This is a genomic window from Pantoea sp. 18069 (assembly GCF_902706035.1).
Taxonomy (GTDB): domain Bacteria; phylum Pseudomonadota; class Gammaproteobacteria; order Burkholderiales; family Burkholderiaceae_C; genus Comamonas.
Map to the genome: position 1 here is coordinate 91,636 of NZ_CACSJA010000002.1, position 14,768 is coordinate 106,403.

A 14,768-nucleotide genomic window follows, 5' to 3' on the forward strand; every position below is an offset into this window, starting at 1 on the left:
ATGCGAGCACCGCTGGCATTTCGCAGATGCTCCCAAGACTGGAATCACGGCGTCGGTGACGCTGCTGATGAGATCGGGGGAAACGTCCACCGAGTACATCTCGGCCAGAAAGCCCTGAATCTCGCGCACCGTCATGCCGCGTGCGTACATAGCGATGATTTTGTCGTCAAAGCCGGTGAAGCGGCGCTCGTGCTTGCCAATGAGCTGGGACGTGCCCTCGCGGTCACGGGGAACATCAATGCGCAGGGTGCCGGCGTCGGTCAATAACGTCTTGGTGCTCTTGCCGTTGCGGTGGTTGGCGCTGGCCCCTTCGGGCTTGGGCTGTGCGGGCGCGTAGCCCAGATGATGGCTCATCTCGGCCCCCAGGGCGCGCTCAAGAACAGACTTCTTGAACTGCTGAAAGATACCTTCGAGCTCGGCCGGCGTAACCGGCCCGGGGATGAGCTGCTCGAGCAGCTCGGCTGAGAATTGCGGCTGCGCCGCCTTGTCCGCCGCAGCGGTGGTTTTTGTCTTGCGTGGCATTCATGCTCCTGGATGACATGTTATGCCTTACACACAAAATTTCTGACAGGCTCATCTGCGATGCCGCCTGCGGCATGGTGGATTCCCCGCTTCTGCGACACAATTCACCTCTTGCCTGGACAGTGACAGCAGACCGAAGCGGGGTGACAGTGGATATAAGACAGTTGCGGACCATCCTGGCCATCGCCGAAACCGGCAGCCTGACGCGGGCGGCGGAGCTTTTGCATGTGGTTCAGCCGGCGCTATCGAGACAGCTTCGGCAACTTGAAGAGGAATTGGGCACGCCCTTGTTCGAGCGCAATCGACTGGGAATGGTGCTGACCGTGCCTGGCCGTCGCTTTGTCGATCAAGTGAGGGTTTCACTGCAGGGCCTGTACCAGGCCAAGGCGGACATAGGCGCGGCAGCGGCGAATCTGATGGGGTCGGTGTCGATTGGCATGCTGCCCGGCCTGGCCACCACGCTGGCCGGGCCCTTGGTGATATCGCTCAGACGCCAATACCCGGATTTGAAGGTACGCATCGCCACGGGCTTCACGGATTTCCTGCAGGACGGTCTAGAGCACGGCAAGCTCGATATCTGCCTCATGGGCGACTACCTGCAATCGGAGCTGCTGCATACCTCCCCCGTATTCCGCGAGCCCCTGTACGTCGTGGGCTTGCCAAGCTCGGGCTTATCTCCCTGCACCCCCGTGGACTTGGCGGACGTGGCCAGGATGCCCTTGGTGGTGCCCGAAGCCGAAAGCCTGCGCAATGTGATTGACCGGGCCTGCACCATCATCGGCGCCGAATTGAATCTCGTTGCGGAGTCGGACAGCACGGCCGTTCTCCTGGAACTGGTGGAGCGCGGCGTCGGGTTCACCATCCTGCCCGTCATGCCGATCACACCCATGCTCAAGGCCAGGCGCCTGGTGGGAGCGCCCATCATCACGCCGCATCTGCGCCGTACGATCATCGTCGGCAGCCCCGTGATCAATCGCAACCCCCATACGGTGAAGGCCCTGCACGCCGAGCTGGTCGGCCTGCTCAAGCCCATCGTGCTGGGGTTCGCGGATGCCGGGGTCGAATGGCTTGCCCAGGACGCCTGACCGCCGGCCTGCATGCGCCAGCTAGCCGGACGTGCCTGCGTCGTCGTTGGCCGCGCGCGCCTTGCGCATTTTTGCGAGCTGCATCAGTTGCCGGTCGCGCCATTCAACGCGTGCCTCCCACTGGTCCAGCGGCAGAACCGCCCGGCGTTGCGCCGCCACGTCTTGCACCAGCGCATCGGTCCAAGGGTCGTTCTGACCACGCTCCTGGCCCATGCGCTGATAGGCAGGGCCCATCTTTTGCGCATGGGCAGCGATGCCGCCGCGCGTGTTGAGGTCCACGGTTTCAAACGGGCCGATCACGGACCAGCGCAGGCCCAATCCATCGCGAACGACCTTGTCGACATCTTCCACCGACGCCACGCCATCGCGTACCAGGCAATAGGCCTCCCGCAGCAACGCGCCCTGCAAGCGGTTGAAAACAAAGCCTTCCACTTCATGCTTCACCAGGACAGGGCTCATGCCTACCTCCTGGAAATAGGAGGTGCACCGCGCCACCACGGCCGCATCCGTGAACGGCGCGGGAACCAGTTCCACCACTGGAATCAGGTAGGGCGGATTGCCCGGGTGCGCAATCAGGCAGCGTTGGCGCGTGGCGAGTTCCGAACAAAAGCGCGATACCGGCAGCGCGGACGATGCACTGCACAACGGGACATCGGGCCCCACATGGCGCTCGAGCTGCGCAAAGAGTTCGCGCTTGATATCGACGATTTCCGGCACGCATTCCACCACGAGATGGCAATCCGCCACTGCGCTGTGCAGTTCGGGCGTGACCTGAATGCGTGCGGCAACCACCCCGGCCTCGCCTTCGAGCAAGCCTGCAGCGCCGAGCATCTCCAGCCTTGCGCCGATTTCGCCGGGAATCAAGGCGCAGCGCTCAGGCGACTGCTCGAAAATCCGGACGGCTTTCCCGGCGCGGGCAAATTGCAGAGCAAAAGCAACGCCAATGCTTCCGCCACCCGCTATGGCGACATTCTTGAAATGACTCATACTTTTCCTTCCACTTTTACGGCACAGGCCGTCCGCAACTCCGCCCGATCAATCGAGCGAGATGCTTTCTCGCTTGATCACTTCTACCAACTGCTTTGTCTCTGTTGCAATGCGATCTGCAAAATCTTGCGGACTTTGCATGACCACCGCGCCCTGCGCACCCAGTGCCGCGTTGGCAGCGGGTGCCGCCATGGCCAGTTTGGCATGGGCGTAGATCTCTTCAATGATGGCAGGCGGTGTGCCAGCGGGAGCGAGCAGGCCCAACCAGAATCTCACGTCGATATCCGGAAATCCCGCCTGGGCCATCGTGGGCACGTCGGGCATTTGCGCCAGGCGCTCGGACGAGGTGACCGCCAAGGCTTTCAGTTTTCCCGAGAGAATATGCGGAATGCTTGCCAGGGTGTCGAATGAACTGTTCACCTCACCTGCCATGACGGCCATGCTCGCCTGGGATGCCGCCTTGTAGGGAACATGCGTGGTTTGAATCTTCGCGCTGTTGCTCAACATCGCATAGCCCAGATGGGCAAGATTGCCCGATCCGCCCGAACCGTAGGTCAGCTCTGAGGGCTTGCGTTTGGCGTAGGCCATCAGATCCTGCACGGAGTTGATGGCGTTATTCTTCGCCCACTCGGCGTTCACGTTGAGGATGAACGGCGCATCCAGGACCACCGTGATGGGTGCAAGGCTGCTGGCCTTGTACGCAGAGTTCTTGTAAATCAATGGATTCACGGTAATGCTGCTGCTGTTCGTGGCAAGCAGCGTATAGCCATCGGGTGCAGCCCGCGCGACCTCGGCAACGCCAATGGAGCCGTTGGCGCCGCCCTTGTTGTCGATGATCACCGGCTGGCCCAGGGACTTTGCCATCCCGTTGGCAAGCATTCGGGCCATCGTATCGGTGATGGAGCCGGCCGGAAACGGAACGACGATGCGAATGACTTTTGCCGGCCACTTTGCATCCTGGGCAAGGGCCGTGGACGACGCCAGGGGCAGCATCGCTGCCCCGGCAACACCTGCGGAAGCGACCAGGAATTCACGGCGCGAACTGAACTTGTGCATGTTTTGTCTCCTTAAAGTTTATTGACTTGAAACTGCCTCGAAAACCATGGGGCGGCTAGGCGCGCTTCTTCGTGGCCACCGTCCCCGTTATCCCGCTTTTCTCCAGCGCATCCACTTGCTCTCCCGTCAACCCGATCACCCGCGAAAACACCGCGCGGCTATGCTCGCCAAGCGTCGGCGCCACCCGGGAAATGTCCAGCGGCTGTTCCATTTCGCGAAACCACGGCGTGGTCGCCAGGTACTCGCCCAGGTGCTCGCGATGCACCTTCCTGAAGAAGCCGCGGCTTCTCAAATGGGGGTCTTGCAGAACGTCACATACCGGTTTCACAACGCCCGCACTGACACCGGCGCACTGCAGCAAACGCATGGCCTCGTCTGCCGGCCGCCCGCGCGTCCAGGCACAAATCGCGGCATCTATCTTTTCCCGCAGGGCGCGCCGCCCCGCCACACCCGACAACGCAGGGTCAAGACTGAGTTGAGGCGCCTGCAAGACTTGCGCCAGGGATTTCCACTGGGCGTCGTTGGCAACGCTGACCACAAGCCACGCGTCCTCGCCGGCACAGCGGTATATGTCGTGCGGCGCGAAAACGGGGTGGGCATTTCCCTGGCGTGGGCTGGTATTCCCGCACAGGGATTGCTGGACAAGAAAAGGCGCGGCCAAGGGAAGCATGCATTCCACTTGCGAAAGATTGACATGCCGGCCCTTGCCCGTGCGCGCCTGCACCAGCAATGCCAGCAGCGCAGCGGCTCCTGCGCTCCACCCCCCTATCGGGTCACCATAGGCATACGATGTGAGAGACGGCGGATTGTGCGCAAAGCCGGTGTGGTGCGGCAAGCCACTCGCCTGCTCCAGCGTGCCGCCATAGGCGCGTACGCGGCTCCATTCGTTGCCTATGCCGAATGCCGGCATGGAGACCATCACCAGCCGGTCGTTCACCTTGCAAAGGGATTGGTAATCGAGGCCCAGCTTTGGCAGCACCTCGGTCGAATAGTTCTCGATGACCATGTCGGCGGTTTTCACCAGCTGGAGCAGGACCTCCCGGCCCTGCGGATGCGTCAGGTCCAGCGTGATGCCCAGCTTGTTGCGGTTCATCAAGGCGAAGTTGGAGTTCTTCTCGTAGAGCCGGTCCTGGTAGAACTCCTCGGTGAAATGGGTGCCTCGCCACCAATCGGGATATTGCGTCCCCTCCACCTTGATGACCTCGGCGCCAAAGTCCGCCAGCGTCCGCGCGGCCAAAGGCCCGGCCCATCCCATCGTGAGGTCAATGACTCTTGTCTTGCGCAGCGGCGGCAAGCCCTCGGCCGCCCTTGTCCGACCTCGCTCCGAAGCCAACGCGGCATCTGTGCGGTAGTAATCGTTGTCCGCAGCTTTTTGTGCAGCGGCTCCGCCCCGAAGCGGCCCCGCGTCGCCCAGGGGAAAAGGAACGCCGACGCCTTCGAAACGGGTGGCACCGGCTTCGATGGGAACAAATGCATGGCGTTCGCGGTGCACTTTTTGCGCCAGCAACTCGTCCATCGTGGGAACGAGAACGGCCGGAAATTTGACGCTTCCCAGCAGCTCGAACCATTCGCTGGCCGTTCTGGTCAGCAGCGCCGGTTGCAGGAACTCGTCTATCTCATCGGCGTACGTGATCCGGGTCGGGCCGCTGACAAAGCGAGGGTCATCGGCGAATTCCGCACGGCCAAGGGCCACGCACAGTGCAGACCACTGGGGCAAGGTGTGCGCAAAAAGACCGATCCACCCTTTCTTGGTCTGGTAGATGCCTCCCGGATGGGTGGTGCAGAAGCGATTGACGCCCAGCCGTGACAGCGGATGGCGGCCGTCCTGGACCATGCCGGCTTCCATCTCGACGAGCGTGAAAGCCGTCTCATGGATGCTCAGCACATAACGCCGGCTGCCGTCGGACGCGCCCAGCAAGGCGGCAATGGCACTGGAAAACGCCCCCAGACCGGCGACGATTCCCGTTTGAATGTCGTGCGGCAGATGCGGCGGCCCCTGCACCGCGCCGCTGCCGTGGACCGCTCCGGCCAGCGCCCGGCACACCGCATCCGAGCCCATGAACGTGCTGTAGGGTCCGCTTTCGCCGAACCAGGTGAGATACACCTCGATGGGTACTTTCGCGCCTTCGATATCACCGCTTCGGCGGCACACCGGACGGCCCAGTATTTCAACGCCCTGGCGCAGCGCCCGGGCGTCGAGCACCACGTCGCATGTCATGGCCAGGCGCGACAGCCAGGCATGCTCCTCGATGCCCTGGCCGCGCAGCGTGACACTGCGCTTGTTGGTGTTGAGCCAGGCATTGAGCGCACTCTGCGGCGCCTGGCCGGCATTCTTCAGCAAGGGCGGGAAGTTGCGCAGTTCGTCACCGTCGGCGTCTTCCACCTTGATGACTTCGGCACCAAAGTCGGCAAAGAGCTTGCCCGCATAGGCCAGGGCCGAGCCCGTGCCTATTTCAAGCACCCGTATTCCAGCCAGGGCGAGCTGGCCCGATGGTTCAACCTTGGTCACAGTCAGTATCCCGCTTGTTGTGTGGAGGGCTCACCAGGTATCGACGAAGGAGCGGCGGGCACGGCCGGCGCGCAGTGGCGCGGATGCAATGCCTTGCCGTATCCAGGTCCGGGTCTGTGCCGGGTCGATGACGGCGTCGATTTCGGTGGTGGATGCCACATTGATGGCATGGCCGCGCTCGTAGGCCCTTGCCACCAGCTGGTCGTAGAGGGCGCGCCGCTGCGGACCATCGGGAACGCTCTCGAGCTCCTTCTTGAATCCCAGCTGGATCGAGCCCTCCAGGCCCATGGGGCCGAACTCGCCTGTGGGCCAGGACACGGAGCAGCTCGAAGAACGGAACCCCCCTCCCGCCATGGCCATGGCGCCCAGGCCATAGCCCTTGCGCAGGGCAATCGCCAGTATCGCGACCCTGAGTTTCGCCGCGGTCACGAACATTCTCGAGACGTGACGCACCTGGGCCTTGGCCTCCTCGTCGGGGCCGACCATGAAGCCCGGGGTATCGATCAGGGAAATGATGGGCAGGCCGTGGACATCGCAAAGATTCATGAAGCGCGCCGCCTTGTCCGCGGCGTCGGCATCGATGGCGCCCCCCAGATGCTGCGGGTTGTTGGCGATGATGCCCACCGGCTGCCCTTCGACGCGCGCCAGCGCCGTGTGCATGCCGTGGCCAAAGCCTGAGCGCAGCATCAGCACGCTGCCCACGTCCGCAATCCCTTCGATGGCCTTGCGGCTGTCGTAGACACGCAGGCGGTTTTCCGGAACGACATGGCGCAGCGCCAGCGGGTTCGGCGCAGACCAGTCCTTCACCCGGCCCTGGAACATGGAGAGATAGTGCTTTGCGGCCGCAACGGCCTGCGCCTCGTTCTCGACAAGAATGTCGATGACACCGTTCGCGAATTGCACCGATGCCGGCCCGACTTCTTCGGGCTTGAAGATGCCCAGGCCCCCGCCTTCGATCATCGCCGGGCCGGCCATGCCGATGTTGGAGCTCTTGTCGGCAATGATGACATCGCAGACACCCAGGAAGGCCGCATTTCCGGCAAAGCAGCGCCCCGAGACAATGCCCAGCAGAGGAACCTCGCCGCTGAGCTCGGCCAGCGCGGCGAACGAGGGCTGGTAAAGACCGGACACGAAGGGAAAGTCCACATCGCCCGGCCGGCCGCCGCCGCCCTCGGCAAAAAGCACGAACGGCAGTTCATCCCGGCGCGCGCGCTCCACCAGCCTGTCCGTCTTGATGTGGTTGCGTTTTCCCTGGGTACCCGCCAGCACGGTGGCGTCGTAGGCCATGACCGCGCTGAGCGAGCGTTCGTAGCCGAATTCAGCGCCATTGATGTTGCCTATGCCGGTCACGATGCCGTCCGCCGGCGTATTCGCGATCAGGTCCTCCTTGGTGCGGCGGCTCGCCTGCGCCGCCACGACCAAGGCACCGTACTCGACGAAGGTGTCGTCGTCGCAGAGGTCGGCAAGGTTTTCCCGGGCGGTGCGTTGCCCCCGCGAGCGCCGCTTCGCCACGGCGTCAGGCCGCGCCGCGTCATACAGCACGGCATGGCGGTCCAGAACCGCCTGGAGGTCGGGCCGAACGGCCTCCAGATCGATGGCCTGGCTTTCGCTTGCCGTGCTGGCGCTGCCGCTCTCGGGCTCCAGCACGACCAGGACGTCGCCTTCCGCCGCCTGCTCCCCCTTGGTGACCCGGACTTCCATCACGCGCCCGTTAAATTCCGCGACGATGGAGTGCTCCATCTTCATCGCCTCGATGACCGCGATGGGCTGCCCTTGCCGCACCGATTCATTCACGCCCACGGACACTTCGACGATGCGCCCGCTCAGCGGCGCATAGGTCGCGACCTGCCCCTCCTGCAGTTGCTCGCGCACGGCTTGCAGCGCCACCGATGGCGCGCTTGCCTGGCGGCCCATTTCACCGATCAGCGCGTCCTTTGCCTCCTGCTGGCTCTTGAGCAGTGCGGCGGCGCACACCAGTTCGGGAAGAATCGATTCCAGGTAACGGGTATGGTTTTGCTGCTTTTCGAAGTCTTCACGCCCAACGAGTGCACTCAACAAGTGAATATTGGTCGGCACTCCGGTGATTCTGAATTCGGCCAGGCTGCGGCGCAGGCGCCGGACCACGCTCGTGAAGTCCGCGCTGGGGCTGGAGACAATCAGCTTGGCCAGCAAGGTATCGAAGGCCGGCGCGGGAGAATATCCGCTGTAGGCGTGCGTATCCACCCGCACATCCGGGCCGGCCGGCGGGTCGAAACGCTCCAGGCGCCCATGGGCTGGACGCGCCATCCCGGCCGCGTCCGTGGATTCGGCCGTGACGCGCACCTGGATGGCGTAGCCCTTGAGCTGCGGCGGGTTGGCCGGGTCTATGCCCAGGCTTTCAAGGCTGCGCCCCTGGGCCAGTCCGATTTGCAAGGCAACCAGGTCGATGCCCGTGACCTGCTCGGTAATCGTGTGCTCGACCTGCAGGCGCGGGTTGGCCTCGATGAAGACAAAGTCGGTCTGCGTACCGCTCTCGTCTTCCTCGACCAGGAACTCGAAAGTCCCAAGGCTTTGGTACTTCACCCTGGAAGCCAGTTTCTTCGCCGCCGCAAGAATGCGCGCGCGCAGGTCCGCCGTGAGCACGGGGCTTGGCGCAATCTCGACCACTTTCTGAAAGCGGCGCTGCAAAGTGCAGTCCCGGTCGCCGAGGGCGACAACGTGGACGCCGTCTCCGGCGATCTGCACCTCGATATGGCGCGCACGATTGACCAGCCGCTCCGCATACAGCGCATCGACGCCAAAGGCCGACATCGCCTCGGAACGGCAGCGCGCGTAGAGCGCCGGGATCTCGGCCTTCGTCTTGACGACCCGCATCCCGCGTCCGCCACCGCCGCCCACCGCCTTGATGACGATTCCCACACCGCCTTGTGCGTCGAAGAAGTGGTCAATTTCTTCCAGCGTCGCGCCGCCGTGCGTCGCGGGCATTACGGGAACTTCGCATTCCTTCGCAAGTGCCAGCGCCGTGCCCTTGTCGCCGAACAGGGCGAGGTGTTCAATCGCCGGGCCGATGAAGGTAATCCCAGCTTCAGCGCAGGCCTGGGCAAAATCCGACCGTTCGCTCAGAAAACCGTAGCCTGGATGAATGGCGTCGCAACCCTGGCTTTGGGCTGCGGCGATGATGGCGTCGATATCGATATAGGCGGCGGGCCCCGTGCCATTCAACGCCACGGCCGCATCCGCGAGGATGCGATGCTGGGAATTCGCATCGTCGCGGGAATAGACGGCAACGCCTTGAATGCCCATGTCGCGGGCTGCGCGCAAGACCCGGATGGCGATCTCACCGCGGTTTGCAACCAAAATTCTTTTCATCATTTTCCTGGTCTTTTTCTCAAGGATGTCGCTGCGGACTACAGCGCAAAGGGGGTGGATTGCCTTGGACGAAAGCTATGGCGCGCGCGGGACCAGCTTGAATACGGCCCTTGCGACGGCCAGCACATTTCCCTCTGCGTCCTTGACCTCGCCTTCGCAAAAGGCGATGCGCTTGCCGCGGCGTTTGCAAACCGCAAACACGTCGATATCGGCTGCCGCAGGCGCATAGAAATGCGTGCTCATGTCGATGGTCGCTGCGCCCACGTTGAGAGGGTCATGCGCACGCGCAACGACGCTCAACGTGAAGTCCAGCGCGCTCATGAGGGCGCCGCCGTGGATATCTCCGCGGCTGTTCACCAGATCGCGTTTCAATTTCAGACGGGTATGGCAGCCGTCGCCCTGGAGGCTGATGCTTTCGAGGCCAATGTGGTGCATGAATGGCACATCGAGCCCGAAATGGCCCAAGGGCGCCGCATCCGCATCAACGCTTATTCCACTGCTGGCCAAGGTATTCAATTGCTGCTTTCCAAAAAAGGCAGGAGCTGCCGTGATCCGTGGGCCTGAAATACCCAGCCCCACTGATTCCGCACGCCGATCTGGAGCTACACGAATCGGTGCAGGAATAGTAGATTTCCCGCTTCAGCGAGACAATTCACATCTTTCTTGGAGAGCTATAGCGGTTCGGCATAGACCGGCAGAGCGCGCAGCCTTCGCCGTGGGCGGCCAGGCGCTGGCCAGCTCAGCCGCACCGAAGGCCGCCGCTGCCGCCTGCCCAATGAGACGCATCGAGATGACCGAGACACGGCGGCACGGCCCGCAAATCAGCATCGCCACCATCCACATGGGGCTGATCGATACAGCCCGCACCCCGGCGCAACGCTGCGTGTGGGGCGCGCAGGCCCCTCAGGTCGATGGCGAATGGGTGCTCCACCAAGACCCTCATGCGCCGCAGCGCGCGCATTCCCATGGAAGGCTTCAACCGCGTCCCGGGAGACGTGCTGCCGGCCGGACTCAAGCCTTCTTCATCCGCCGCCACAGCGTTGCGCGGCTGATCCCCAGGAGCTCGCACGCCAGGCCCTGGTCGCCATTGACGCGCTCCAGTACCTCGCGCACACGTTCGCGCTCGGCCTGCCGGCCCGCGTCCCTGAGCCGGGACTTGCGCGCGGCCACCGGGGCGGCCAGCGCTATCCCTGCGGAGCACTCGGGGAAAATTTCCAGCAGGCGCGCAGCATCCAGCGCCGGGCTCCGGCCTGCCGGTCCGTCGCCAGCCACGCACAGGTAGTCCTGACATGCCACCAGGCGCTCCACCCAGTTGTCCAGCTCGCGCACATTGCCGGGCCAGCGGTGCTCACCCGCATGCACCAGGACGGCATCCAGCAAGCCGGCCAGCGGCGCCTGGGGCGATGCGGCCAAGGCCTTGGCGCCCGGCAAGCCCAGGCGCCGGGCCAGCATGGCCAGTGCGAGTTCGGCCACATCCGCGGGGCCACGCGCCTGCAGCGTGGGCGTTGCCAGGCGCAACACCGCCAGGCGGTAGTACAGGTCCCGGCGAAACTGCTGGCGCTCCACCTGGGCCGCCAGGTCCGCATGGGTGGCTGCGATGACGCGCACATCCACGGGAATCGGCGTGGTGGAGCCCACGCGCAGCACTTCGCGCTCCTGCAGCACGCGCAGCAGGCGCGACTGCAGGGCCAGCGGCATATCGCCGATCTCGTCCAGAAACAGCGTGCCGGTATGGGCCGCCTCGATCAAACCGGTCTTGCCGCCCCGGCGCGCGCCGGTGAAGGCGCCGTCTTCGTAGCCAAAGAGCTCGCTTTCCAGCAGGCTTTCGCTGAGCGCGGCGCAGTTCACCGCCAGAAACGGCTGGGAAGCACGGCGGCCGGCGCGGTGTATGCCCTGGGCCACGAGCTCTTTGCCGGTACCGCTTTCCCCCAGGATGAGCACCGTGGCCTCGCTGGCCGAGAACTGGTAGGCCAGCGCGCGCACGCGCTGGGCGGCGGGGCTGCTGCCCAGGTAGTCCTCGATGCGCCAGCGCACTCCGGCACCACGCTGGCGCTGATCGGCACGCAGATGGCGGTCAGCCCGCTGGATCACGGCCGGGTCGCGGCAGACCAGCAGCGCGCCCGTCAGCAGGCCGTTTTCCACAATCGGTGCACGCCGCACGACCAGAGTGCGCATGGCCAGTTGCACCACCTCTTCGCCGCCCTCCCCCCCGGCCAGCGCCTGCGCCGCGCCCAGGGACGGGGCCACTTCGTCCAGCAGGCGGCCGTGCAGCGCCGGCACCGACGCGCCCAGCAGCGCGGCCATGCGCGGATTCAGGGCGCGGATGCGGCCTTGCTCGTCGACCGCGACCACGCCGTCCTGCAACTGGCCCAGCACGGTTTCCAGCCGCTGGTGGCGGTCGCGCTCGGCCAGCCGGTGGCGGGCCAGCAGCATGGCATCGCTGAGCGCCTGGCGCACGGAGCTGTCCGAATACAGCAGCACGCTGGCCATGCCGGACTGCTCGGCCAGATCCGCCACCAGGCCCGGCGCCACCACGGCGCCCACGCGCGCCGCCTTGAGCTGGAGCACACAGTCGGCAGCGTCTTGCGGCCCCAGATAGCCGACCTGCACCAGGCCCAGGCCGAACAAGGCGTCGAACTGCGCCACGACAGGCGAAGGTGCCTCGAAAGTCACCAGGCCCACATTGGGTGCGTCTTCGGTCACTTGCAACTTGGCCTGGCGCAAGGCCTGCAGCAGATCCAGCCCACGCACTTCCACCATGCCCACGGGAATATCCACCCGCTCTCGAATCCAGGCGCCGCTGGCCCCCGCGCCAACCAGCGCATCGATGGGCTCGCGGCGATGCAGCGCATGCACCTGCGCCACGGCGTCCTCGAACGAGGCGGCGATATGCGTGAAGCGCGCATGTTCCGACCGCAGCTGCGACAGGCGCTGCAGCACCCGGCCAATGCGATGGCGCCCCACGGTCACGATGTGCGGCAGGTGGCGGCTGTCGGCGGCCAGGGCAGCGCGCTCTGGCGGTGGATCAAACCCAAAAGTTTCACTCATGAAATCGATTATTTCATCGATGCAATATTCCTGAAGAGAAACCACCCGCCGCAGGCCGTGCAATGGACAGAAAACCCAAACAATTCAATGACTTAAGCATTCAGGGTTTACCACTAACACGCTTGGCACGCGGCTTGCGCTGTGAAGCACCATACCTACACCAACCCAGGAGATCCGATGTTTCTGCACCGCCGCCATCTTGTTGCCCATGCTGTCGCACTGTCCGTGATGGCCCCTCTGGCCGGCCTTTGCGGCACGGCCCATGCCGCCAACGCGGCGGATCAATGGCCTGCCCGCCCCATCCGCCTGGTCGTGCCGTTTGCCCCCGGTGGCGCCAATGACCTCATGGCCCGTTCGGCCGCCGAAGGCGCTTCCAAGATCCTGGGCCAGCCCGTGGTGATAGACAACCGCGCCGGCGCGGGCGGCACCGTGGGCGCCGACATCGTGGCCAAGGCAGCTCCGGACGGCTATACGCTGCTGGTGAGCGCCGCCGGCGTGATCTCCAACAGCATGATCAAGAAGAGCATGCCCTTCAAGGATGAAGCGCTGCAGCCCGTGGTGATGATAGGCCTCGCCCCGTCGGTGATCGTGGTGCCCAAGAATGCGCCCTACAACAACCTGCGCGACTTCGTGGAAGCGTCCAAGAAAGGCCAGGGCTTCAACTTTGCCACGGCCGGCACGGGCAGCACGCCCCACTTCGTCGCCGAAATGCTGAATGTGAAGTACGGCGCCCAACTGCAGCCCGTGCCCTACAAGAGTGGCTCCGAAAGCACGACCGCCGTGCTCGGCGGCCAGGTGGAAGGCACTTCCGAAGCCAGCATCATCGCCTTGCCCCACATCCTGCACGAAGGCAAGTTCAAGCCCTTGGCCACCACCTGGACGCAGCGCATCTCGGCCTACCCCCAGCTCTCCACGGCCGTGGAACAGGGTTTTGCCGATCTGCAGATCGCGCACTGGGCCGGTATTCACGCTCCCAGGGGCACGCCGGCCGCCATTCTGGAAAAGCTGGCCGCCGCCGTGGACAAGGCCATGAAGGACCCGGCCACAGCGGACAAGCTCAAGGGACTGGGCATAGAGCCCATAGGCGGCACGCGCCCCGAGTTCGTGAAATTCGTCGATGCGGAACGCAAGCGCCTGGGAGAAATCGTTAAGGCAGCCCGCATGCAGGAGCAGTAAGCCGCTGGATTGATGCCCTCGGTGGGGTGGCCCCCCACCGTCCAGCAGCCTTTGCTTGCCATCGCCGCCGCACCGCTTTGCCCGAAAAGACTCCATGAACCCCAAGCAAAAACTCAGAGCCCTGGCCGATGCCCGCCGCGGCGTCATCGTGCCCGGCGCATTCAACGCCATGTCGGCCCGGCTGGTGGCCGACCTCGGCTTCGAAGCCATTTACGTGACTGGCGCCGGCGTGACCAATATGTGGCTCGGCATGCCCGACCAGGGCTTCATAGGCCTGACCGATATCGCCGACCACACGGCCCGCATTCGCGATGCCGTCGATGTGCCGCTGTTGGTGGATGCCGACACGGGCTTTGGCAACGCCGTCAACACCTACCACGCCGTGCGCACGCTGGAGCGCGCGGGTGCCGACTGCATCCAGCTCGAAGACCAGGTGTCCCCCAAGCGCTGCGGCCACTTCAACGGCAAGAGCGTGATTGAAACCGGCGAGATGCTCGGCAAGATCCGCGCCGCCGTGGACGCACGCCGCGATAGCGGCACCCTGATCATGGCCCGTACCGACGCCGCCGCCGTGCACGGCTTCAACGCCGCCGTCGACCGCGCCCGGGCCTTTGCCGAAGCGGGCGCCGACATCCTGTTTGTCGAAGCCGTCACAAAGGAAGACGAAGTGCGCGCCCTGCCCCGGTTGCTGGACCGCCCGCAGCTCATGAACATGGTGATTGGCGGCAAAACGCCCATCTTTGACGCCGACGCGCTGGGCCAGCTGGGATTTGGCTTTGTGCTGTATGCCAACGCGACGCTGCAAGGTGCCGTGGCCGGCATGCAAAAGTGCCTGACGCTGCTGCGCGACGAACACAAGGTGGACGAAGACCCGGCCATCGTCGCCCCGTTTCTCGAGCGCCAGCGTCTGGTGAACAAGGACTTCTGGGATGGGCTGGAGCAGAAGTACCGATAAGACCCGCCGCAAGAATCCGCAACCCGCCTCAATGAAGCAGGAACCCGCCGAGGCGACCATGCAGAAGACAGCTTATGCGTAG

9 protein-coding genes and 1 pseudogene are annotated in these 14,768 nt (G+C 64.4%); 3 read left to right on the top strand and 7 right to left on the bottom strand.

Annotated elements, in window-relative coordinates:
* Positions 1 to 42 precede the first annotated feature (42 nt).
* Positions 43 to 522: pseudogene (locus GVL12_RS02555) on the bottom strand (transposase); the annotation flags it as partial.
* A 2-nt stretch (positions 523 to 524) separates the two neighbouring features.
* On the opposite strand from GVL12_RS02555, the gene GVL12_RS02560 reads away from it, so the two are divergent.
* Positions 525 to 1,607, top strand: a complete 1,083-nt coding sequence (locus tag GVL12_RS02560; protein ID WP_159911082.1) for a LysR family transcriptional regulator — start codon at positions 525 to 527, stop codon at positions 1,605 to 1,607.
* Between the two features lie 21 nt (positions 1,608 to 1,628).
* Here GVL12_RS02560 and GVL12_RS02565 read toward each other — a convergent pair whose 3' ends face one another.
* The 6 genes from GVL12_RS02565 to prpR form a co-directional block, all read right to left on the bottom strand.
* Complete coding sequence (locus GVL12_RS02565; RefSeq protein WP_159911083.1) at positions 1,629 to 2,594, bottom strand: 3-hydroxyacyl-CoA dehydrogenase; 966 nt, start codon at positions 2,592 to 2,594, stop codon at positions 1,629 to 1,631.
* 48 nt (positions 2,595 to 2,642) lie between these two features.
* Positions 2,643 to 3,650, bottom strand: coding sequence for a tripartite tricarboxylate transporter substrate binding protein (locus GVL12_RS02570; protein ID WP_159911084.1), 1,008 nt, complete (start codon positions 3,648 to 3,650; stop codon positions 2,643 to 2,645).
* A gap of 55 nt (positions 3,651 to 3,705) precedes the next feature.
* Positions 3,706 to 6,159 (bottom strand): CoA transferase, encoded by a 2,454-nt coding sequence (locus tag GVL12_RS02575; protein ID WP_159911085.1) that lies wholly within the window; start codon positions 6,157 to 6,159, stop codon positions 3,706 to 3,708.
* Between the two features lie 30 nt (positions 6,160 to 6,189).
* Positions 6,190 to 9,510, bottom strand: coding sequence for a carboxyl transferase domain-containing protein (locus GVL12_RS02580; RefSeq protein WP_368855036.1), 3,321 nt, complete (start codon positions 9,508 to 9,510; stop codon positions 6,190 to 6,192).
* 72 nt (positions 9,511 to 9,582) lie between these two features.
* A complete protein-coding gene (locus GVL12_RS27010; protein WP_368855037.1) occupies positions 9,583 to 9,942 on the bottom strand; it encodes a PaaI family thioesterase in 360 nt (119 codons plus the stop codon).
* 576 nt (positions 9,943 to 10,518) lie between these two features.
* Entirely contained in the window at positions 10,519 to 12,555 is a 2,037-nt protein-coding gene (prpR, locus tag GVL12_RS02590; RefSeq protein ID WP_159911087.1) for a propionate catabolism operon regulatory protein PrpR, read from the bottom strand.
* Between the two features lie 177 nt (positions 12,556 to 12,732).
* Here prpR and GVL12_RS02595 point away from each other — a divergent pair, with 177 nt between their 5' ends.
* Both GVL12_RS02595 and GVL12_RS02600 read left to right on the top strand, forming a co-directional pair.
* The gene (locus tag GVL12_RS02595; protein ID WP_159911088.1) at positions 12,733 to 13,731 is read left to right on the top strand and encodes a tripartite tricarboxylate transporter substrate binding protein; all 999 of its coding nucleotides are present in this window, start codon (positions 12,733 to 12,735) and stop codon (positions 13,729 to 13,731) included.
* Positions 13,732 to 13,825: 94 nt separating this feature from the next.
* Positions 13,826 to 14,686 carry an oxaloacetate decarboxylase gene (locus GVL12_RS02600; protein ID WP_159911089.1) on the top strand — a complete coding sequence of 287 codons (861 nt, stop codon included), beginning with the start codon at positions 13,826 to 13,828 and terminating at the stop codon, positions 14,684 to 14,686.
* The last annotated feature ends 82 nt before the right edge of the window (positions 14,687 to 14,768 follow it).